Consider the following 20,642-nt stretch of genomic DNA (forward strand, 5'->3'; position numbering starts at 1 on the left):
GCTGTTCCGTTTTATCGAAAAGCCAAAGAGCTCAAGCGAACTCGGCGACTCCGATTCCATCGAAGCAAGGAAGCCAGCCGGTGGTAGGAATCGGCCAGGCCTGATAGGCAAGAGCAGAGTTTAAACCGGGCTATCCTGAGGATGGCAGTGTCCATATAAAAGGGATGTCAGCGTAATGCATTAAGGTGAGCGCTGTCTGGAGTCGAGATGGGTCGTACATTATCTGCTTTTAGAGCGTTGTATGTTGCTACGCTGTTAATGCTCATGGGTTCGGGCTTGCTGAGTACATATCTGGCGTTGAGGCTGGCTGGCGATGCTGTTGATGGAACCTGGATCGGGGCATTGACAGGGGCCCAATATTTGGGGCTGGTGCTGGGAGGAAAACTGGGGCATCGTCTTATTGCCCGAGTAGGCCACATCAGGGCGTACGTCGCCTGTGCCGGGGTGGTTACCGCGGCGGTCCTGGCGATAGGGGTACTGCCATGGCTACCGATATGGCTGGTGCTGCGTATGCTGGTCGGGGTCGGCATGATGTGCCAGTACATGGTATTAGAAAGCTGGCTTAATGATCAGGCAGAGCCTGGTCAGCGAGGCACCGTGTTTTCTGGCTACATGGCCGCTTCCTATCTAGGGCTGGTGCTAGGGCAGGTTGTGTTGATCGTATGGCCCGACCTGGGTAACGAGAAACTGATGCTGATTGGCTTGTGTTTTGCCCTGTGTCTCGTACCTGTGGCCGTCACCCATAACATTCACCCGGCTCCGATGAGCCCCGCCCCCCTGGAGCCGCGCTTTTTTCTGGACCGCGTCCCTCAGTCGCTGACCACGACACTTATCGCGGGTCTTGCCATTGGTTCGTTTTATGGGCTGGCACCTGTTTATGCGGCGGCTCAGGAGTTGCCTACTGAACGAATAGGCTTGTTCATGGGCTGTTGTATTTTCGCGGGACTGTTGGCTCAATGGCCAATCGGTTGGCTATCTGATCGCTATGATCGTACTACGCTTATTCGCTATGTAGCGATGGCCATGACTATTGTAGGGCTACCCTTGGCCTTGCTTCCTCACGTCCCGCTGGCATTCCTGCTGCTTCTAGGGTTTATGGTAAGTCTTCTGCTATTTGTTCTATATCCACTAGCCGTCGCCTTGTCCAATGACCATATCGAAGCCGAGCGACGTGTCTCGTTGACGGCCATGTTGCTTGTGACATTTGGCGTAGGTGCTTGTATCGGGCCGTTACTGGTCGGCGGATTGATGAACTGGCTGGGTGCCAACATGCTTTACGCTTTTATCAGTCTATGCGGATTGATATTAGTCTGGCGTATACGCCCGCAGGACGTAACAGGGTTGCATCGAGTAGAGGAAGCCCCTCTGCATCATGTGCCCATGCCTGATAGCTTGGCCAGTTCGCCATTGGTTGCGTCGTTGGATCCCCGAGTGGACGAGCAGCTAGTTCAAGAGCAAATGCAAACAGCTCACACTACATCCAGTCCCGTTTCTAATGAGGAAACGGAACTGGATGAGGTAAATGCGGTAATCGAAAATCCGGAAGAGAAAACACCTTGACCCTTAGTCCAGGCGTCGGGTTTCTCGTTGCAACTGATAAACGAATCGCTCTATCTGGCGCTGGGTGAGGCCGGACATGCGGTAGAAGCGCAGGCCGATTTCCGTACAGCCAAGTTTTTCATTGTACTGAACGTGACGAACCTCAACCGCAGATTGGATAGCGGTGCCAGGAAGTTCTACCGAGAACTGCTCTAGCAGGTCGGCTGGCGCCAGAAGGCTGGTGGCGTTGTCAGGAATACGGATCTTGCAGCCGGTAGCTGAAATATCTAACAATGATCCTTTTAGGTACTTCTTGCCGGGTAAGTCAGCGAGCTGAGCGAGGGGTTGGCGGTTGAGTTGCAGACGCACGCGAAAAGCATTGCGGCGCTGGTGATAAACAACCTGATCGGGCAATGGCAGCCAATAACCACGACTGCCATTGATTTCACTAAGCTCGCCGGCTTTTTCACATTCCCAGGAGATTTGCACACCTTCATGAGCAGTATCTACACGCAAACGCTCGCCTTTTAGGAGCAATTTCTCGCCATCGCTTGGTATCAACTCATCCAGGGCGATCAGGCCGCGCTGAATGTCGATTTCCACAAGAAAGCTTTGGTACTGCCGATTGAGCTCGGTAAAGGTGATGCGCAAGGGGCTTCTAGCCTCTAGTAGCAGCTTCAGATAGGCATTGATTTCGACAGCCGTCTTTAGCAGCTTGGGAGGTTGAGGCCCTTGCTCATCATTAAATGCGTTAGACACGCCCTGTCTCCAGTAAATGTAATGAATGAATGAGAGCTGAAAATTCAGCTATGACTCTTTCGCTTCATGCCTGACTTCGCGGGCGCTGATAAGCCTGACGGGGTAGACAACCACGTCTGTTGTACAGGCTGGGGACTGGAGGCCCCTGCAGAATTTCGAGCATGTTCGAGACAGTATGCTGATTCGCCTTGATGATTTGTCCGTTGCGGTTGTTGGCTTCCTTGCAACGTTCTATGTATTCACTCAGACGATCTGCCGCTTCGACGAGCTGATTATCCTGCTCGAAGCGGTCAGCATAGGCCAGCAATCCTTCTCGGTTCAGCGGCAGGCCAACCCGCTGCAGCAAAGCAGAGCGCAGATGATTATGCTGGTCGAGTTCAACCAGGAGCGGCTGCTTTTCATCAAGAATGATACCCAAAATGTCGAATCGACGATGTAGAAGGGCTTCTTGTTCGAACTCGATCAGTTCAAGCAGGCGCGTTGCAATCTCAAGATCCGCGAGGGTCAGTTCAAGCAGGCTGGCGTTGTGCATTGGTTCTACACTCATGCGTCATGTTTCCAGCGCTGCGTTATCTCAGCGCTGGGACTCGAAATTAAGCAATTTGGAAGCTACGCGTTCGTTGTCGATCTTATAGCTGCCATCAGCGATAGCTTGCTTCAAGCGATTGACTCGCTCGCTGTCAACTACGGGTTGTTCACGCAGTTTCTCAGCTGCGCTCTGAAGCACTTGGGCTTCGTTGCTCAGCTTGACGTTGTCGCTTACGGACTGGCTGGCCGAAACGCTGGCGGTCTTATTCACTTCGCTTGTGGCAGCTGGGGCGGCAGTCGGTTTTACAGCGCCGGTACGTGTAGTACTGGATGTACTCGATGTGCTACTTGGCTTATTGAAGTCAATAACCATGGTGTGTTACCTCGGATAGTTTCAATCGCATGGCCAGCTTTTCGGCCCGTCTTGCGAAAACTTTAGGCTTAAAGTGTGCTCCGCTTGGCAAAAAGCTAAAGGCCAGTATAAACCATCTGAAACCGGTCTTACCGCTTCTTTTTATAAGACGACCTCTACTAGTCCTGGCGCTGTAACCCGAGCTTTCACTACGCGTTGTGAGCTGAGGTTCTTGACACGAATCTGCTCACCCATTGCGCCGCTACTTAATGCTTCGCCTTGCATCCTGACATCAAAGCGGCCAGCGCCCGCACTAATCACAACTTGATCGCCCTTGCGCACTACCTCGGCCGCCTGCAGAAAAGAAGGTGCCAGGATTTGATCCGCAATGACCTGTCGCTTGAGGGTCTGACCAACAACCAGATCAAGGTCGCTCAGGTATCCCTGAGTCAGGCGACCTACGTCTCGCTCGACAAGCGCTACATTAGAGTAATCAACGGTCGCATTACGGAGCAAAGGACGCGTCGTCACGACAACGTTACGGTAAAGGTGGACTTCAGCCGGAACGAATACTGTCCAGGGAGCACTGCCTTCACAGCGGACACGAACAGTAAGGCGCCCGACGGGGCTGCCTACACCTTGCTGTGCTGCAGTGAGCTCTTTATCGCACAGGGGGAGCCGCAAGCGTGGGTCCAGGTCATTGATCTGGATCTCGTGCCGGCCTTCGGTATTACTCGTTACCAAATATTCCTGGACCCGCTCCTCAAGAAATGCGTGGGCTACGCCGATAAGTTGAGTAGGTAGGGTCATTTCTGCAGCTATAAGCCGTTGGCATAGCAAGCTAAAGACGATCATCGCCCAGAAGGATGGTATGTAGCGGCGTCTGTTCATACGTCGGGAAGCTGTCGTTTGACGGTTGTTACCTTTACTTAAGCAATCCCTGTGCCGCCCTTTGATATTGATAGGCCGGCCTTTTCAGGAGTCCAAAATGGCTGGCGTATTGGATGCAGTCAACCAGCGTACTCAGCTGGTCGGGCAGAATCGTCTGGAGCTATTATTATTTAAGCTGGACGGCCCGCAACTGTATGGAATCAATGTCTTCAAAGTGAGGGAGGTGCTGCAATGCCCCAAGCTCACCGTAATGCCAAGATCAAGTGCGGTTGTGCGGGGCGTCGCCAGTATTCGAGGTGGTACGTTTCCGATTATGGATTTGGCGTTAGCTACCGGCCAGCCTGGTCTAAATGATCTGAAAAACAGCTTTGTGATCATTACCGAATACAATATGAAAGTTCAGGGGTTTCTGGTGCGCTCGGTCGAGCGGATCGTCAACATGAACTGGGAGTCAATCCATCCGCCGCCAAAGGGGACGGGGCGTGACCATTATCTGACGGCAGTGACGCGTGTCGATAATAAGCTGGTCGAGATCATTGATGTTGAAAAGGTTCTGTCAGAAGTAGCGCCTGCCATTCAAACGGTATCGGAAGGTGTTATCGACACGGATACTCACGCTAAAGCTATTAATAAGCGTGTCCTGATCGTTGATGACTCATCGGTGGCGCGTAAGCAGGTGAGCCGGTGTCTGGATACCGTTGGCGTGGAAGTTACAGCGCTCAATGATGGACGGCAGGCCCTGGATTATCTTAAAGCAATGGCTGATAGAGGAGAGAAGCCGGAAGAGCAACTGCTCATGCTGATCTCTGATATTGAAATGCCTGAGATGGATGGCTACACCCTGACGGCGGAAATCCGAAATGATCCGCGACTACAAAAGCTGCATATTTTGCTGCATACCTCTCTGTCAGGTGTTTTTAATCAGGCGATGGTCAAAAAAGTCGGAGCCAATGATTTTTTAGCTAAGTTTCGGCCGGATGATCTGGCTTCTCGGGTAGCCGAACGGATCAAGGCGGCCGACGAGAGCTGACGAAGTCAGCTCTCCTTTTTACTGATTCAGGAGCAGAACGGAAGTGTCAGCAGTCAATGCGGAGTTCGTGCAGTTCCGTGTCTTTCTTGAAAAGACGTGTGGAATAGTGTTGGGCGACAACAAGCAATACCTGGTTTCGAGCCGTCTTAATAAGCTCATGGAAACTGAAGGAATAAAAACGCTTGGTGAGCTTGTACAAAGAATCCAGACCCAGCCGCGTAGCGGATTGAAAGAAAAGGTTGTGGATGCGATGACGACGAACGAAACCCTTTGGTTTCGTGATACGTATCCTTTTGAAGTGCTTAAGAACAAGCTGATTCCTGAGTTAATCAAGGCCTCGCCGGGCCAGCGGTTGCGTATCTGGTCAGCAGCGTGCTCTTCAGGACAAGAACCCTATTCTCTGTCGATGATTGCTGATGAGTACGAACGGGCCAATCCAGGTCAGCTGCGAAGTGGCGTTCAGATCGTGGCGACGGACCTGTCCGGCCAGATCCTTAATGCCGCAAAGTCAGGCGAGTACGATTCCCTGGCTATCGGGCGAGGGCTATCGCAGGAGCGTCTGCAGCGTCATTTTGATACGCTTCAGCCGGGCCGCTGGGCCGTGAAGCCAGCTATTAAGAGTCGAGTCGAATTTCGCTCGCTGAACTTGCTCGACAGTTACGCTAGTTTAGGCAAGTTCGATATGGTGTTCTGCCGCAACGTATTGATTTACTTCTCAGCAGGCCTCAAGAAAGACATCTTGACGCGTATGCACGCCATGATTAAACCCGGTGGCTATCTTTTCTTAGGGGCTTCCGAGGCGCTTAACGGATTGCCCGACCTTTATCAGATGGTCCAGTGCAACCCTGGAATCATTTATAAAGTGAAGTAAGTGAGGGCCCTGCGAAGGGCCTTTTTTCTTTTCCGAGTCAAATTTCCATACGCCAACCGCCAAATTCCTGCCGTCCCCTTGCCGCTTTCCTCTTGCCATAGCGGAAAAGCTTTGCCGCTTTTGGCATCTACTTCACTCAAATTTAATTAAGTTATTGATTATTAAGAATTTTTTTTATTGGCATGACACTTGCTATAAGGCAATAGCCCTTCTGGCAACAGGTCATCACCATGAGTATCAGTTTCGATAAAGCATTAGGTATTCACCAGCAGGCGCTGGCGTTTCGCTCCCAGCGCGCCGAAGTGTTGGGCAATAACATCGCTAACGCCGATACGCCTAATTACAAGGCGCGGGATCTGGATTTTTCTGCTGTCCTGGCGGAGCAGGCTGAAAAATCTACCAAAGAAACTTTCTCCCTTGATACGACAGATAACCGTCATATCGCAGCTGAGGGTTTCGGCGACATGATGGCTGGCGCTGCATTGCGCTATCGCATCCCAACTCAGCCCTCGCTTGACCAGAATACCGTAGACGAGCAGATCGAACAGGCCAACTATGCCGAAAACGCGGTGCAGTTCCAGGCCAGTTTCACCCTGCTTAACAGCAAATTCAAAGGGCTCATGTCTGCCCTTCGCGGAGAGTAACCATGTCCCTGAGTAATGTTTTCAATATTGCTGGTACCGGCATGAGCGCGCAGACCACGCGACTCAATACCATCGCCAGTAATATTGCCAACGCCGAGACGGTGTCGTCCAGCGTCGATGAGACCTACCGGGCTCGTCATCCAGTATTTGCCACCATGTTGAATCAGGCACAACAAGGTGGCGGTACGTCCTTGTTTGAAGAGCAGGGTGAGGCGGGTACTGGCGTCCAGGTTTTGGGTATTGTCGAAGATCAAAGCAATCTCGAGGCTCGCTATGAGCCCAATCATCCAGCAGCCGACAAGGATGGCTATGTGTACTACCCGAACGTGAATGTCGTTGAAGAGATGGCAGACATGATTTCGGCCAGTCGCTCGTTCCAGACCAATGCGGAAATCATGAACACGGCCAAGCAGATGATGAATAAAGTGCTGACATTGGGCCAGTGAGGGGAAAAATAAAATGACTCCTACAAATAGCGCAGGTGTAGCTGCCTCAACACTAACAAGTTTGGCTGGCAGCTCTTCGGCAAGCTCAGCCGCATCCACTGAAAAGCAAAGTAGTTTAGGTAAGGATGACTTTCTTAAGTTACTCGTTACTCAGTTAAATAACCAAAGCCCACTGGATCCGCAGGACAACAGCGAGTTTGTAGCGCAGTTGGCTCAGTTCAGTAGTGTGGAAAGTCTTCAGAACCTTAACTCTTCCGTTAATGGAATTGCCACTAGTTACAAATCTGCTCAAGCGCTACAAGCTTCCTCGCTTGTAGGTCGCTCTGTCATTGCCCAGACAGACTCGGCACTGGTAGATAGCTCGAAAAGCTTTAATGGAGCTCTGGCTTTACCGGTTGCGAGTAATGACGTTTCTGTTGGGGTGTATAACAGTGCAGGCTCACTGATTAAAAAAATTGAGTTAGGTTCTCAGAACGCTGGGAACGTCGATTTCATCTGGGATGGCACAGACGAGCAAGGCAACAAAGTAGAGCCAGGCTTACATACTTTTAAAGCAATAGGGATGATTGATGGCGCTCCTCTAGCGCTTTCAACCTACCTGCCAGCTACTGTTAATAGCGTGACGCTAGGGCAGGATGGTAGTGAAATGCAACTCAACCTTGCTGGGCTGGGCAGTGTAACGCTGTCGCAAGTTCAGATGATCGGACAGTAAGCCGGCATCCCGGCAAAGGAGGAATGAATGACATTCAATACAGGTTTAAGTGGTCTTAAAGCCGCTAGCACTCACCTGAATGTAACAGGTAATAATATCGCAAACGCAGGAAGTACGGGCTTCAAGGCATCACGTGCCGAGTTTGCAGATCTTTATGCTGGGACAATAGGTAGCGGTGTTCAGACAGCTAATATTTCTCAACAGTTTACCCAGGGTAACATTACTAAAACTGGTAACAGTTTGGATTTGGCTATTAATGGTCAGGGTTTTTTTAAAGTAAGCAATAGTGGGGCTGAAATTTATACACGTAATGGAACTTTTAGCTCAGATAAAAATGGGAATGTAGTTGATAACTCAGGTTATAAGCTTCAGGGTTATCAGGCTGATGTTGATGGCACTCTTATGAAGGGAGAGGTAACGGACTTGGTAGTCGACACGACGCCTCAGTTACCTAAAGCTACTTCCAAGATTGAGCAGATATTAACGCTGAATTCAACAGCTACAGTTCCTACTGCAGCAACATTTAATCCGGCGGATGCTTCAACATATAATTGGTCTACATCTGTTAGTGTTTTTGATAGCCAGGGCAACGAGCATACGATGATGCAGTATTTTGCCAAGACCGATACTAACCAATGGAATATGTACGTCACTATGGATGGGCGTAACCCGGCTGATCCTACTTTGACAACGCCTTATTCTGCTGAGGTGGATTTTGATGCCTATGGAAAGTTGACAGGCATTACGTCGTCTGATTTTAGTGTGGACGCAAATAATGTTTTAACGTTGGCAAATTGGGTTCCTGCAACCATTACTAACAGTACGACTTCCCCAGTGACTTGGGGCTCTAATGGTGCTGCAGCCAATGCTGACGGAGTAACGCTGAATATCAGTAAGATTACTCAAACTAACAATACATCTGCTGTTACTAGCATCAGACAGGACGGCTACACGACTGGCCAATTATCTGGTCTGTCTACAGACTCTTCTGGGACCATATTCGCAACTTATACAAATGGACAGTCCAAAAATGTGGGTCAAGTTATCTTGACTACATTTGCTAATCCCCAAGGGCTTACGCCTATTGGAGGCAGCAACTGGATTCAATCCTCTTCTTCCGGGGAGCCTGTGCCCGGTGAGCCTGGAACTGGTATTTTGGGTACGCTTGAGGCTGGCTCTCTGGAAGATTCGAACGTTGACCTAACCGCTCAATTGGTCGATTTAATTGTCGCCCAGCGAAATTATCAGGCAAATGCCAAAACCATTGAGACCGAAAGTACAATCGCTCAGACTATTATCCAGATCCGGTAACTCTAGCGAATAGCTTTGCCGCAAGCGGCAACAATATTCCGGCACCCTATGAAAAAAGCCTCTTTTGAGGCTTTTTTCTTTTAAATTCAGTGATTTGTTTTTGATTAATCATTGGTACGGAACTTGCTCTGTATCTGGCACGAAGCACTTTGCTGCAAAAAAACCGTCGCTAGAGGAATCTATGGACAAGTTGCTGTATGTAGCCATGACCGGCGCCACTCAAAATGAAATGGCGCAACGTGCACACGCCAATAACCTGGCAAACGTTTCTACTTCAGGGTTTCGTAAAGACCTTGAGCAGGCGCGTTCGATGCAGGTTTTTGGCGATACCCACCCTTCGCGCGTTTATGCCATGAGCGAGCGGCCGGCTACAGATTTCACTCCGGCTGCCTTACAAGAGACAGGCAACGATATGGATGTAGCGATTGAGGGTGACGGCTGGATTGCCGTACAGGCCCCTAGTGGCGGGGAAGCCTATGTGCGTACGGCCAGCCTGCAAATCGACTCCCTCGGTCAACTGCGTACCAGTTCTGGGTTCCCGGTGATTGGTAACGGTGGCCCTATTGCTATTCCGCCGCAAGCCAAAGTTGAGATCGGTCAGGACGGGACCATTAGCATCCGCGCCCTCGGTGAAAATCCACGTGTACTAGCCGAAGTGGATCGGATCAAGCTTGTTAATCCTGACCTTAAACAAATGGAAAAAGGTACGGATGGCTTGATTCATACAAAAGACCAGCAGCCGGCCGCCGCCGACGCCAATGTTCGCGTCGTTTCAGGTTTCGTCGAGGCTAGTAACGTCAATGCTGCTGAGGAAATGACTTCAGTTCTGGCCTTGGCTCGTCAGTTCGAACTGCACATCAAAATGATGCGTACCGCTGAAGACAATGCCGGTGCAATGGCAAAGGTTTTGCAGCTCTCTTGATTACAGCATGAACCGCCGTAAAGCCGGCGCTTAGGAGTACGCTATGTTATCAGCATTGTGGGTTAGCAAGACGGGTCTATCCGCCCAGGATATGAACCTGACGACCATTTCCAACAACTTGGCCAACGTGTCCACTACAGGCTTCAAGCGCGACCGCGCTGAATTCCAGGACCTGTTGTATCAGGTGCGTCGCCAGCCGGGCGCTCAGTCGACTCAGGACAGCCAGTTACCTTCCGGTCTGCAGCTGGGTACCGGCGTGCGTATTGTCGGTACGCAAAAGAACTTTACCGAAGGCAGTCTACAGACTACTGACCAGCCGCTTGACATGGCAATTAATGGTCGGGGCTTCTTTCAGGTTTTGATGCCAGATGGCACGGTGTCTTACACCCGCGACGGTACGTTCCACCTGAACGCCGATGGCCAGGTTGTAACAGCCAATGGCTTCCCGCTAGAGCCGGCCATTGTGGTTCCGGCAGAGACGCGTACGTTTACTGTGGGTGAGGATGGCACGGTATCCGTGACTACCGCCAACAACAATGCAACACCGCAAATCATCGGCAATATCCAAACGGCTGACTTCATCAACCCGGCTGGTCTGCAAGCAGTAGGTAACAACCTGTTCATGGAAACCGCTGCCAGCGGCGCTCCTCAGAACGGCACGCCCGGTTTGAACGGTTTGGGAACAGTTATGCAAGCCACGTTGGAAAATTCTAACGTCAGCACGGTGGAAGAGCTGGTGAACATGATTACTACCCAGCGTGCTTATGAAATGAACTCGAAAGTTATTTCTACTGCTGACCAGATGCTTGGCTTCGTCACGCAGAATCTGTAATCGCTTTTACTTTGCGAGGTCGTTGTTTCATGAATCGCCTTCTTGCTCTTGTTCCAGTATGGGGTGCTGTCGTACTGGTAGGTTGCGTAGCTCCGTCTGCGCAACCGAACGATCCGCACTATGCGCCTGTGCTGCCGCGTACGCCGATGCCAGCTGCGCAGAACAATGGCTCTATCTACCAGCCTGGGTTCGATCAGAACCTGTATACGGACCGTAAAGCCTTCCGCGTAGGTGACATTATTACCATTACGCTGGAAGAAAAAACGCAGGCGAGCAAGAAAGCGAGTTCTGATATCTCCAAAGACAGTTCGGCTGACCTGGGCATCACTTCGCTATTTGGTACCTCAGGACAAATTGCCAATCCGTTGTCGAGCGGTAAATTGAACCTGGGTGCTCAGTTCGAGGGTTCGCGTGAGTCGGCAGGTGATGCCCAGGCGGCTCAAAGCAACAGCCTGAGTGGCTCGCTGACGGTTACCGTGGCGGATGTTATGCCTAATGGGGTGTTGGCGGTCCGCGGTGAAAAATGGCTGACCCTCAACACTGGCAATGAGTTGATGCGTATTTCCGGCCTGATTCGGGCAGATGACATCAGCACTACCAACGAAGTGTCTTCTACGCGAGTGGCTGATGCCCGTATTACCTACTCGGGCACGGGCGCCTTCGCTGATGCGAGCCAACCCGGTTGGCTGAGCCGGTTCTTTAATAGTCCGCTGTTTCCGTTCTGAGGCAAGAAGCCATGTTGAAACACCTTTGCGTTGCCTTCGCGCTGGTTCTGTCGGCTACGGCAGTCCAGGCAGAACGCCTCAAGGACATCGCCAGCATCCAGGGCGTCCGGAGCAACCAGTTGATCGGCTATGGTCTGGTGGTCGGCCTCAACGGTACGGGTGACCAGACAACCCAGACGCCGTTTACGGTGCAAACATTCAATAACATGATGGCGCAGTTCGGGATCAAGGTGCCGAGCGGTGGCAACGTGCAGTTAAAAAACGTGGCGGCCGTATCCATTCATGCGGACCTGCCAGCTTTTTCCAAGCCAGGGCAAACAATCGACGTAACCATATCGTCGATTGGTAATGCCAAGAGTCTGCGAGGCGGTAGCCTGCTGATGACCCCGCTGAAAGGGATCGACGGCAACGTTTATGCTATTGCTCAAGGCAATCTGGTTGTCGGCGGTTTCGATGCCGAGGGTAAAGATGGCTCGCGGATTACAGTTAACGTTCCGTCAGCCGGGCGTATTCCTGGAGGCGCAACGGTAGAACGTCCAGTGCCGAGCGGGTTCGACCAGGGGAATTCCCTTACGTTGAACCTTAACCGGTCTGACTTCACTACGGCTAAGCACATCGTCGACAAGATCAACGAACTGCTCGGCCCAGGAGTAGCTACAGCCATTGATGGCGGCTCGGTGCGCGTGACGGCACCTATGGATCCTAGCCAGCGTGTCGACTACATCTCGGTACTGGAAAACCTGGAAGTCAACCCCGGCCAAGCCGTTGCGAAAGTCATTATCAACTCTCGTACCGGAACCATTGTAATCGGGCAAAACGTAAAGGTATCTCCGGCGGCCGTTACCCACGGCAGTCTGACGGTCACCATCAGCGAAGACCCGATCGTCAGCCAGCCCAACCCGCTTTCCAATGGCGAGACGGCAGTAGTACCAAACTCGACGGTTAGAGCCAACCAGGAGGCCAAGCCGATGTTCAAGTTCGGCCCAGGTACCACGCTGGATGAAATCGTCCGGGCAGTCAATCAAGTGGGCGCGGCGCCCAGTGATCTGATGGCCATTCTGGAAGCTCTTAAGCAGGCCGGTGCATTGCAAGCCGATCTGATCGTGATTTAACGGAGCAGTAATCATGGACTCTCGCTTGGGCGGAACCTACAGCAGTAACGTCGATTCAGGCGCCTATACCGACCTGAACCGCCTGGCCCAGATGAAGGGCAAAAACCGGGACAGTGAAGAAAACATCAAGAAAGTGGCTCAGGAGTTCGAATCGCTATTCCTGAATCAAATGATGAAGTCCATGCGTTCGGCCAACGAGGTTCTGGCCGACAAGGACAGCCCGTTCCAGAGCGAAACCACCAAGCAGTACCAGAGCATGTACGACCAGCAGATGTCGATCTCGCTCGCTCGCGAAGGCGGGGGCTTGGGGTTGGCCAGTGTGCTGGAACGTCAGCTGTCCAAGACGAATCATGGGCCTAGCCGTCCTAATCCATTCGCTCAGGTAGGGCAGGGCAGTCCTGCGCCTGCTGACATCGCCAAAGCACAGGCGCAGGACAAGGTCGTAGCGACAAACGAGCCAACTAGCGCCGGTCGGGATGATTCCAAATTGCTGAACATGCGCCGTTTGGCGCTGCCGGGCAAGCTGGTCGATCGTGTCATGGCTGGTATCGTGCCGGATACGAGTTCGACGACCACAGCTACCCGTACAACGGCCCTGGCACAAAATGACTGGAAGCAGACTCAAGCTTTGGCCGGAACGGCCGATAGAAGTTTGAAGAATGGTACGGCACAGGATTTGAGTGTTCGCCGCTATGCCCAGCCGCCGTTGGCGGTAAGTTCGTCATCGTTCAGCAGCCGTCAGGACTTCATCGACACCATGTTGCCCATGGCTGAAAACGCGGCGAAACGCATTGGGGTGGATCCTCGTTACCTGGTTGCCCAGGCGGCTCTGGAAACCGGATGGGGTAAGTCCATTATCCGGCAACAGGACGGAAGCAGCAGTCACAACCTGTTTGGCATTAAAGCGCATGGCTGGCAAGGGGGCTCCGCTCGAGCCGTAACCACAGAGTTTGTGGGCGGTCAGCCGGTAAAAGAAGTTGCCAAGTTCAGAGCTTATGACTCCTTTGCCGACAGTTTTAATGACTACGTAAGCTTTTTGCAAAGCAACCAGCGATACCAGAAGGCACTTAGTAGTGGAGGCGATTCCGAGAAATTCATGAAAGGGCTACAGCAGGCCGGTTACGCCACTGACCCTCAATACGCTCGGAAGATCACTCAGATTGCTCAAAGCATGAATGCTTACCAATCAATTGCAGCGTTAGACAACAAGCTAAATAGATCTTGAGGCTAAACCATGGCTAGTTTAATTTCCATTGGGCTATCCGGCCTAAGGGCAACTCAGACGGCATTGACCGTTACTGGGCATAACATCACCAATGTAAATACGCCTGGTTATACGCGCCAAGACTTATTACAGCGCACTGGTAATCCATTACAGGAGGGCACTAACTGGATAGGCACAGGCAGCCAAGCTGTTGATGTGCGCCGTCTAGCTAGTGATTACCTGACTGCTGAAGTACGTAGCAACACGATGGTAAGCAGCGATATAGCTGCCTATAAAGGCCAGATCGATCAGCTTGATTCTTTGTTGTCGGGTACGGTTACAGGCATAACGCCCAGCCTACAATCTTTTTTCTCGGCGATGCAGGCTTCGGTAGAGTCTCCTTCGGACGTACCGGCGCGTCAGCTTGTGCTGTCCGAGGCAGAAGGGCTGGCCAATCGGTTCAATTCGGTATACGACCGGCTAGACGACCAAAACCAGTTTCTTAATAAGCAGATGAGCTCTATTGCTGACCAAGTGAATAACCTTGCTGTCAGTATTAGTCAGTACAACGACCGAATCACTCAAATTAAGCCAAGTGGTCAAAGTCCGAACGATCTGCTTGATGCGCGTGATGAAGCTATACGCCAGTTGTCTGAATTGGTAGGCGTGCAAGTTGTTGAGCAAGACGCAACATCTTTAAATGTTTTTATCGGCTCAGGTCAGCCATTGGTTGTAGGGAGCAGAGCTAATTCTATTGCTGTAACGCCAAGCCCCTCTGACCCAATGCGTATGCAGGTAGAGTTTAGCAGCGGCAGTGTGACTCAACCGATTACAAGCCAAATTAGCGGCGGTGAGTTGGGCGGCCTGTTGCGGTATCGCAGCCAAGTACTTGACCCAACATTTAACTCGTTGGGCCGCATGGCCATGGCGATCAGCGAGCAGGTCAATGATCAGTTGTCCCAAGGACTGGACCTTAAAGGCAATGTAGGCTCAGCTCTTTTCAAGGATATCAACTCAGCCGACCTACAAGCGCAGCGCAGTTACCCTAATGGGGTGAATGTTTATATTGATGACAGTTCGAAGCTGACCACAAGCGATTATGAAGTGGAGTTCCTTTCAAGCGGGACGAATGCTACATATCGTATCCGTCCGGTTGGGGGAAGCTGGGTTCAGTCATCCCCGGGAAGCACAACTTTCACCGTAGGTGCAGAAGATGTTGCAGGGCTTGGTTTCCATATACCTGTAAACGGGACGAGTTATCAGGCTGGTGATACCTACACGCTTATGCCAACCCGTACGGGCGCGCGAGATGTTGGCCAAGAGCTTAACCAACCTGAGCAGTTGGCTTTTACTGCACCTGTTCGCTCCAGCAGCAACCTGCAAAACCGCGGTAATGGCTCAATCGGTCAGCCTGATTTGGTTGACGGCCCTACGCCTATTAATAAAGCAGATCTAGAAAGCCTGCTGGGTAGCAATGGGCTTACGCTAAGCTTTAGTGAGCCCGATCAGCTTTCAATCACTGGCGGCACGGCTCAGTTTGAGCTTGGTACAACACCTGCTACATATGCATCAACCATTACGGTCACACCAGGACAAAGTAATACCTTAAAACTGGGCAACGGTGATTATAGTTTTGAGCTGAAATTCAGTGGTGTTCCAGAGACGGGCGATACGTTCAATCTTTCGATGAACACCAATGGGGTGTCTGATAACCGAAATGGTCTCAAGCTAGTCGACTTGCAGAGCAAGGCCACGATTGGTGTTAGCTATGACGCTGCAGGACAGCCAGTTACTAACTCGGGCGTCTCTTTTAATGGTGGCTATGGCGATCTAGTAGAGCGTGTCGGCAGTTTGACGTCTCAAACCCGCGTAGACAGCAACTCGATTAGCGCACTGCTCAAGCAGGCACAAGACAATCGTGATTCGCTGGCAGGGGTAAATCTAGATGAGGAAGCAGCCAAGCTTATTCAGTTCGAACAGTATTACAGCGCCTCTGCCCAAGTAATTCAGGTGGCAAGGTCCGTGTTCGATACCCTTTACAATTCACTTCGGTAAGTAAGCCATGCGCATTTCTAGTCTTCAAGCGTATAACAGTGGCGTCAGCGGTATTCAGCGGACCTATTCGAATGCAGCACGAACTCAGGAAGAGATCAGTAACGGTAAGAAAATTTTGACACCTGCTGATGATCCAGTAGCTGCAGTAAGGCTATTGCAATTGGACCAAGAACAGGCGGCGCTTAAGCAGTACTCAGATAATTTGACTGCAGCTAAGAACAGCCTCACCCAAGAGGAAAGCGTACTCGACAGCATTGGCAATGTTGTTGACCGTGTTCGTGAGCTGACAGTCCAGGCAGGTAACGGTGCATTAAGCAAGACAGACCGCCAAGCGATTGCCTCGGAGCTCAAAGAGCGCGAGGAAGAACTGCTTGGCTTGATGAATACCAAGAATGCCCGTGGCGAATACCTATTTGGCGGCTTTCAGGGCAAGACCCAGCCGTATGTGCGTAATACAGATGGCAGCTATGCCTATGTAGGTGACGAGGGCCAACGTAGTGTTCAAATCGCAGGCTCTACAAAGATAGCGATTACCGATAACGGTAAAAACATCTTTGATAACGTTTCTAATGCGGCACGTCTGCAGACCAGTAGCCAGAGCGTATCTGGTTCAACGTTGAGCATCGGTAAGGCTATTGTTACGGACGAAGTTTCTTATGGAACATTCCTCCAAAACAATCCGTCCGGCGCCGTTGAAATCGTGTTTGATACGGCAGAGCAAGACGTCTTTAGAGTTTATGCCTACCCAAGTGATGCTTCATCTACTCCTATATACGAAGGCCGTATGGATGAGGATCCACAAGGGGGCGATCAAGTTGTCTTTGGCGGTATGAGTTTCTATCTGGATGGGCAGGCAGCTGCGACCCCTAAAGCAGTAGGAGAGCGTTTTACCGTTATGCCAACTCGTCAGGCTGTCAATGTACAGTCGAGCAGCACAGCCCTTGACGGCATTGTTGTTGAAGATCTAGGCGCTTGGCAAAGCGCAACAGGTGGCGCGGCGGCTGCTTTGTCCGTTAGTAATGTAACGGGAAATAGTTTTGATATGACCCTAAGCCCATCGGGAGAGGTCCAAACGGTAAGTGGCAGCTTCCCTCAGGTTGTTAGTGCCTTTGGTTTGAAAATGCGCTTTGATGCTGTGCCCGCCGATGGCGCCTCGTATGACTTGAGCGGACAAGCCTCGACAGAAAAGCAGAGTATTCTTACTTCTATCGCAAGCCTCAGAAAAGTTCTAGAAGACGCACCTGACGCACCTCAAGGAAACATTGCTGTCCGCGACTCGGTTGCATCTGCTTTGACAAACCTGGCAAGTGGCCAGGATTCTATTCTCAAAGCTCGTGGTCAGATCGGTGGCCGTTTGAATGTGATTGAGGCGACTGAGACAAGCAATGAAGATTTAGGGCTAATTAATAAAACTGTTCGTTCCGGCTTGGAAGATCTTGACTATGCAGAGGCTCTGTCTCGATTGTCGTTACAGTCAGTTGTGCTAGAGGCAGCGCAGCAGAGTTATGTGAAAATCTCTTCACTGAGTCTTTTTAGTAAAATGTGAATTCTAGTAACCCTTTTCAGACCAGGCGATTTTATTGCCTGGTCTGCTAAAGAGCTAATGGAATCGTTCATTTTAAAAAAGATCTAAGGATCTAGTTAAGTTTATGAGCGTAAAAAATTTCAAAAAAGTCTCTATAATTCAATCTAACTACATTCCTTGGAAGGGCTATTTTGATTTGATTGCGTACTCTGACGAATTCATTATATATGATGAGGTCCAGTTTACCAAGAATGACTGGCGCAATCGAAATAAAATAAAAACTTCAAAAGGGCTGGAATGGTTAAGTATCCCAGTTGGGCAGAGTATTGACAGAAAAATAAAAGATGTAACTCTACCTACTACGGGATGGCAAAAAAAGCATTGTCATACGCTAAAGGCAAATTACAGCAGAGCAAACTACTTTAAAGAAGTCTTCGAAATGATTTTGCCTTTGTATGAAGATGATAATTTGGCTAATCTTACAGTGTTTAATAGAAAGTTTATTGAATTAATCTGTAACTATTTGGGTATAAAAACAAAGATCTCATACTCTTGGGACTATTGTATAGAAACTACAGATCGTGTCGGTAAGCTTGTGGAGTTATGCACAAAAGCGGAGGCAGCTGAATATGTATCTGGGCCAGCCGCCAAAAACTATTTGGATGAATCTAGCTTTCAAGAAAGAAATATAAATGTACACTGGTTCGACTATGCTGGATATTCAGAGTACCCCCAGCTGTGGGGTGGTTTTGAGCATGGCGTAAGTATATTAGACTTATTGTTTAATTGTGGAAAAGATTCTATCAGTTATATGAAATGCAAGAGTTTTGGAGAAAGTTAAATGAATGAGGAAGAAAGGAATAAAACGCTAGCGGCTAATATAGCCGTTCACTCTTTCTTATCTAATATTGGGGAGTACGATAAAAGTCCGCATTTTCTACCGGAAAATAAAGCAAAAGTAAGGTCGGTAATTGAAGGTCTTTATAAGAGTTTAAATCCTAGTTGCGCTAGGAAAGCTATAGATTTTGGCTGTGGGACAGGTTTTATTATAAATCTAGAGCGCGATCTTTTTGATGAGATTCATGGAGTTGATATTACTTGGGATATGATGAAGCATATAGATTGCTCATCGCATAATGTTACTCTACATCAATGCAGGGCTGAGGAAACCGGCCTTGAGTCTAACTATTTTGATTTTGCTTCAGCTTACTCCTTTATGGATCATCTCTATAATTATGAGGACTTTTTGAAAGAGGCTCATAGAGTTTTAAGGAAAGGGGGGATTTTTTATTCTGATCTTAATCCAAATAAAGACTTTATATTGTTGATGGAGGGGTTAGCGGAAAAGTCGAACGAAGCTTTGCCGAGAGTAATAGTTAAGGAAATTAAGGGGGCCATTAAAAATGGGACTGTCTATCAAGATAAATATGAGCTTGATCCTGATCTGTTAGAAAAAGCTGAGCCTATAAAGTCCCTGAATAAAGGTTTTGATGCTAGTGAAGTATTAGAAGTCGCTAGAAAGATAGGCTTCTCAAGTTTTAAAGTAGAGTATCATTGGTTTCTGGGACAGGCAGAGGTCATGCATAAACAGTCTTTTGAAAATGCTGAAGTTGTGAATAGTTACTTAAAGTCAATAATTCCTGCATCTACATCCTTGTACAAATATTTAAGCTTCATATTTGTAAAATGATTAATCTGGGAGATATGTATGAATTTTCTAGAGCAGTTAACTTGTAAGGGTTTAGTAATAGTTCCAAAAGTATTTTCTGGACAAGAAGTATCGCTTCTGCGGGAAGAGCTTGAAACAGCAATTGCTGAAGATCATATATTTTATAATAATGTGTTTGATAAAGGTATGGTTCATAACTGTATGCTTAGAGGAAAGCATATGGCAAAAATTTTGGATAATCCTGTTATTAACAAATATGTAAATTCTGTTCTTTCTGATACGTGCATTCTCTACGCTTATCAGTCATCTTCTCTAGCGCCGGGACAGGGTAATTATGGCGGTAGAATTCATGTTGATTCACCAAGGTTTATCCCAGGTTATATGACCAATCTTGGCGTAATTTTACCCTTAGATGATTTCACTGAAGAGAATGGGGCAACCTACTATTTAGAGGGCTCTCATTTATTGCCAAATGCGCCTGATACAGATGAGTTTTTCAAAAAAGCAAAACGAGCCTGCTGTAATGCAGGAGACATGATTGTTTTTAATCCTAGATGTTTTCATGCTGCAGGTAAAAATACTACTGATGTCCCAAGGCACGCGTTAACCTTAAACTATTGCAGATCTTATATGCGGCAACGTTTTGACTATCCACGCTTAATATCTCTCGAGTTAATGAAGCAATTCGGTGAGGATGGTAAACGGTTACTTGGTATGAACGTAAGAATGCCCACCAGTTTAGAAGAGTTTTACCTTCCTGAAGAAAGCCGGTTATATAAGGCTAACCAGGGATAAAATTGGCCGCTGATATGAGGAATATTATAATTTTTGGAGCGAGTGATTTTGCTCAGCTGATGTATTATTACTTGAAGTTCGAGAGTGATAGCAATAATCACTTGGTAGGGTTTTGTGTGCATGGAGAGTTTCTAAAAGAAAAAGAGTTTTGTGGTATTCCTGTCTATCCTTTCGAGGATATCGAAAAAAAATTTCCAACAGATAAGCACAATTTTCTGGTGGCCGTTGGCTATTCAAATATGAGGTACAGGAAAAAGGTTTTTGATGAAGTGAAAAAGAAGGGGTATAGGATGATAAATTATATTCATCCCTCTGTCAGGATTCGTAATGTTTCTATTGGCGAAAATAATATATTTTTAGAAGGTGTGATTATCGAACCCTTCGTTAATATGGGTGATAACAACACAATATGGTCTAAAAGTCTGCTCTGCCATAACCTTAAAATGGGAAGCCATAATTATGTTGCTCCTGGCTGCATTGTTGGGGCAGGGTGTGATATGGGGGATTTATGCTTTTTTGGAAGCTCAGTTGCTACGGTAAATTCAATCGACATAAAAGATGAAACTTATCTGGTGGCTGGATCTGTACTGCTTAAAAGTAGTATGGCTCATTCGATGTATAGAGGAAATCCAGCGGTTTTAACAAGAACACACGAAGAATTTGGCATAAAAATAAAGAAAAGTTACATGCCAAAATAAGAAGCTGTTATTTCATTAACGC

22 protein-coding genes are annotated in these 20,642 nt (G+C 49.1%); 18 read left to right on the forward strand and 4 right to left on the reverse strand.

Going from position 1 to position 20,642, the window contains the following annotated elements:
* Positions 1-207: 207 nt before the first annotated feature.
* Complete coding sequence (locus tag IQ22_RS13545) at positions 208-1,560, forward strand: MFS transporter (RefSeq protein ID WP_145142788.1); 1,353 nt, start codon at positions 208-210, stop codon at positions 1,558-1,560.
* A 3-nt stretch (positions 1,561-1,563) separates the two neighbouring features.
* Here IQ22_RS13545 and IQ22_RS13550 read toward each other — a convergent pair whose 3' ends face one another.
* The 4 genes from IQ22_RS13550 to flgA all read right to left on the reverse strand — a co-directional run bounded on the left by IQ22_RS13550 (position 1,564) and on the right by flgA (position 4,033).
* A complete protein-coding gene (locus tag IQ22_RS13550; RefSeq protein ID WP_145142793.1) occupies positions 1,564-2,298 on the reverse strand; it encodes a flagellar brake protein in 735 nt (244 codons plus the stop codon).
* Positions 2,299-2,362: 64 nt separating this feature from the next.
* Complete coding sequence (locus IQ22_RS13555) at positions 2,363-2,845, reverse strand: flagella synthesis protein FlgN (protein ID WP_145142796.1); 483 nt, start codon at positions 2,843-2,845, stop codon at positions 2,363-2,365.
* 27 nt (positions 2,846-2,872) lie between these two features.
* Positions 2,873-3,199 (reverse strand): flagellar biosynthesis anti-sigma factor FlgM, encoded by a 327-nt coding sequence (gene flgM / locus IQ22_RS13560; protein ID WP_145142799.1) that lies wholly within the window; start codon positions 3,197-3,199, stop codon positions 2,873-2,875.
* A 141-nt stretch (positions 3,200-3,340) separates the two neighbouring features.
* Positions 3,341-4,033 carry a flagellar basal body P-ring formation chaperone FlgA gene (gene flgA / locus IQ22_RS13565; RefSeq protein ID WP_244309147.1) on the reverse strand — a complete coding sequence of 231 codons (693 nt, stop codon included), beginning with the start codon at positions 4,031-4,033 and terminating at the stop codon, positions 3,341-3,343.
* Between the two features lie 133 nt (positions 4,034-4,166).
* On the opposite strand from flgA, the gene IQ22_RS13570 reads away from it, so the two are divergent.
* From IQ22_RS13570 to IQ22_RS13650, 17 genes are all read left to right on the forward strand, one after another.
* Positions 4,167-5,099 carry a chemotaxis protein CheV gene (locus IQ22_RS13570; protein ID WP_145142805.1) on the forward strand — a complete coding sequence of 311 codons (933 nt, stop codon included), beginning with the start codon at positions 4,167-4,169 and terminating at the stop codon, positions 5,097-5,099.
* Between the two features lie 43 nt (positions 5,100-5,142).
* Entirely contained in the window at positions 5,143-5,970 is an 828-nt protein-coding gene (gene cheR, locus IQ22_RS13575) for a protein-glutamate O-methyltransferase CheR (protein ID WP_145142808.1), read from the forward strand.
* 230 nt (positions 5,971-6,200) lie between these two features.
* The gene (gene flgB / locus IQ22_RS13580; protein ID WP_145142812.1) at positions 6,201-6,614 is read left to right on the forward strand and encodes a flagellar basal body rod protein FlgB; all 414 of its coding nucleotides are present in this window, start codon (positions 6,201-6,203) and stop codon (positions 6,612-6,614) included.
* 2 nt (positions 6,615-6,616) lie between these two features.
* Positions 6,617-7,060 carry a flagellar basal body rod protein FlgC gene (gene flgC / locus IQ22_RS13585; RefSeq protein WP_145142815.1) on the forward strand — a complete coding sequence of 148 codons (444 nt, stop codon included), beginning with the start codon at positions 6,617-6,619 and terminating at the stop codon, positions 7,058-7,060.
* 13 nt (positions 7,061-7,073) lie between these two features.
* Positions 7,074-7,772, forward strand: coding sequence for a flagellar hook assembly protein FlgD (locus tag IQ22_RS13590; protein ID WP_145142818.1), 699 nt, complete (start codon positions 7,074-7,076; stop codon positions 7,770-7,772).
* Between the two features lie 27 nt (positions 7,773-7,799).
* Positions 7,800-9,083: a flagellar hook protein FlgE gene (gene flgE / locus IQ22_RS13595; RefSeq protein ID WP_145142821.1), complete on the forward strand. Its 1,284-nt coding sequence runs from the start codon at positions 7,800-7,802 to the stop codon at positions 9,081-9,083.
* Positions 9,084-9,264: 181 nt separating this feature from the next.
* Complete coding sequence (gene flgF, locus IQ22_RS13600; RefSeq protein ID WP_145142824.1) at positions 9,265-10,005, forward strand: flagellar basal-body rod protein FlgF; 741 nt, start codon at positions 9,265-9,267, stop codon at positions 10,003-10,005.
* A gap of 43 nt (positions 10,006-10,048) precedes the next feature.
* The gene (flgG, locus tag IQ22_RS13605; protein ID WP_145142827.1) at positions 10,049-10,837 is read left to right on the forward strand and encodes a flagellar basal-body rod protein FlgG; all 789 of its coding nucleotides are present in this window, start codon (positions 10,049-10,051) and stop codon (positions 10,835-10,837) included.
* A 29-nt stretch (positions 10,838-10,866) separates the two neighbouring features.
* On the forward strand, positions 10,867-11,562 hold the full coding sequence (gene flgH / locus IQ22_RS13610; protein WP_145142830.1) for a flagellar basal body L-ring protein FlgH: 696 nt from the start codon (positions 10,867-10,869) through the stop codon (positions 11,560-11,562).
* Positions 11,563-11,573: 11 nt separating this feature from the next.
* On the forward strand, positions 11,574-12,674 hold the full coding sequence (locus IQ22_RS13615) for a flagellar basal body P-ring protein FlgI (RefSeq protein WP_145142833.1): 1,101 nt from the start codon (positions 11,574-11,576) through the stop codon (positions 12,672-12,674).
* A gap of 13 nt (positions 12,675-12,687) precedes the next feature.
* Positions 12,688-13,899, forward strand: a complete 1,212-nt coding sequence (flgJ, locus tag IQ22_RS13620; protein ID WP_145142836.1) for a flagellar assembly peptidoglycan hydrolase FlgJ — start codon at positions 12,688-12,690, stop codon at positions 13,897-13,899.
* A 9-nt stretch (positions 13,900-13,908) separates the two neighbouring features.
* Entirely contained in the window at positions 13,909-15,933 is a 2,025-nt protein-coding gene (gene flgK, locus IQ22_RS13625; RefSeq protein WP_145142839.1) for a flagellar hook-associated protein FlgK, read from the forward strand.
* A gap of 7 nt (positions 15,934-15,940) precedes the next feature.
* A complete protein-coding gene (gene flgL, locus IQ22_RS13630; protein WP_145142842.1) occupies positions 15,941-17,479 on the forward strand; it encodes a flagellar hook-associated protein FlgL in 1,539 nt (512 codons plus the stop codon).
* A 103-nt stretch (positions 17,480-17,582) separates the two neighbouring features.
* Complete coding sequence (locus tag IQ22_RS13635; RefSeq protein WP_145142846.1) at positions 17,583-18,299, forward strand: WbqC family protein; 717 nt, start codon at positions 17,583-17,585, stop codon at positions 18,297-18,299.
* A complete protein-coding gene (locus IQ22_RS13640) occupies positions 18,300-19,148 on the forward strand; it encodes a class I SAM-dependent methyltransferase (RefSeq protein ID WP_145142849.1) in 849 nt (282 codons plus the stop codon).
* Positions 19,149-19,166: 18 nt separating this feature from the next.
* Positions 19,167-19,922, forward strand: coding sequence for a phytanoyl-CoA dioxygenase family protein (locus tag IQ22_RS13645; RefSeq protein ID WP_145142851.1), 756 nt, complete (start codon positions 19,167-19,169; stop codon positions 19,920-19,922).
* A 14-nt stretch (positions 19,923-19,936) separates the two neighbouring features.
* Entirely contained in the window at positions 19,937-20,620 is a 684-nt protein-coding gene (locus IQ22_RS13650; protein ID WP_145142853.1) for an acetyltransferase, read from the forward strand.
* Positions 20,621-20,642 lie beyond the last annotated feature (22 nt).

The sequence above is a fragment of the Pseudomonas duriflava genome (genome assembly GCF_007830155.1).
GTDB classification, from domain to species: Bacteria; Pseudomonadota; Gammaproteobacteria; order Pseudomonadales; family Pseudomonadaceae; genus Chryseomonas; species Chryseomonas duriflava.

Excerpts from the sequence above, each read along its gene's own strand:
- IQ22_RS13545 (WP_145142788.1), top strand. The coding sequence starts at position 208 with ATGGGTCGTACATTATCTGCTTTTAGAGCGTTGTATGTTGCTACGCTG.
- IQ22_RS13555 (WP_145142796.1), bottom strand. The coding sequence starts at position 2,845 with ATGAGTGTAGAACCAATGCACAACGCCAGCCTGCTTGAACTGACCCTC.
- flgM (WP_145142799.1), bottom strand. The coding sequence starts at position 3,199 with ATGGTTATTGACTTCAATAAGCCAAGTAGCACATCGAGTACATCCAGT.
- flgA (WP_244309147.1), bottom strand. The coding sequence starts at position 4,033 with ATGATCGTCTTTAGCTTGCTATGCCAACGGCTTATAGCTGCAGAAATG.
- IQ22_RS13570 (WP_145142805.1), top strand. The coding sequence starts at position 4,167 with ATGGCTGGCGTATTGGATGCAGTCAACCAGCGTACTCAGCTGGTCGGG.
- flgB (WP_145142812.1), top strand. The coding sequence starts at position 6,201 with ATGAGTATCAGTTTCGATAAAGCATTAGGTATTCACCAGCAGGCGCTG.
- flgC (WP_145142815.1), top strand. The coding sequence starts at position 6,617 with ATGTCCCTGAGTAATGTTTTCAATATTGCTGGTACCGGCATGAGCGCG.
- IQ22_RS13590 (WP_145142818.1), top strand. The coding sequence starts at position 7,074 with ATGACTCCTACAAATAGCGCAGGTGTAGCTGCCTCAACACTAACAAGT.
- flgE (WP_145142821.1), top strand. The coding sequence starts at position 7,800 with ATGACATTCAATACAGGTTTAAGTGGTCTTAAAGCCGCTAGCACTCAC.
- flgF (WP_145142824.1), top strand. The coding sequence starts at position 9,265 with ATGGACAAGTTGCTGTATGTAGCCATGACCGGCGCCACTCAAAATGAA.
- flgG (WP_145142827.1), top strand. The coding sequence starts at position 10,049 with ATGTTATCAGCATTGTGGGTTAGCAAGACGGGTCTATCCGCCCAGGAT.
- flgH (WP_145142830.1), top strand. The coding sequence starts at position 10,867 with ATGAATCGCCTTCTTGCTCTTGTTCCAGTATGGGGTGCTGTCGTACTG.
- IQ22_RS13615 (WP_145142833.1), top strand. The coding sequence starts at position 11,574 with ATGTTGAAACACCTTTGCGTTGCCTTCGCGCTGGTTCTGTCGGCTACG.
- flgJ (WP_145142836.1), top strand. The coding sequence starts at position 12,688 with ATGGACTCTCGCTTGGGCGGAACCTACAGCAGTAACGTCGATTCAGGC.
- flgK (WP_145142839.1), top strand. The coding sequence starts at position 13,909 with ATGGCTAGTTTAATTTCCATTGGGCTATCCGGCCTAAGGGCAACTCAG.
- flgL (WP_145142842.1), top strand. The coding sequence starts at position 15,941 with ATGCGCATTTCTAGTCTTCAAGCGTATAACAGTGGCGTCAGCGGTATT.
- IQ22_RS13635 (WP_145142846.1), top strand. The coding sequence starts at position 17,583 with ATGAGCGTAAAAAATTTCAAAAAAGTCTCTATAATTCAATCTAACTAC.
- IQ22_RS13640 (WP_145142849.1), top strand. The coding sequence starts at position 18,300 with ATGAATGAGGAAGAAAGGAATAAAACGCTAGCGGCTAATATAGCCGTT.
- IQ22_RS13645 (WP_145142851.1), top strand. The coding sequence starts at position 19,167 with ATGAATTTTCTAGAGCAGTTAACTTGTAAGGGTTTAGTAATAGTTCCA.
- IQ22_RS13650 (WP_145142853.1), top strand. The coding sequence starts at position 19,937 with ATGAGGAATATTATAATTTTTGGAGCGAGTGATTTTGCTCAGCTGATG.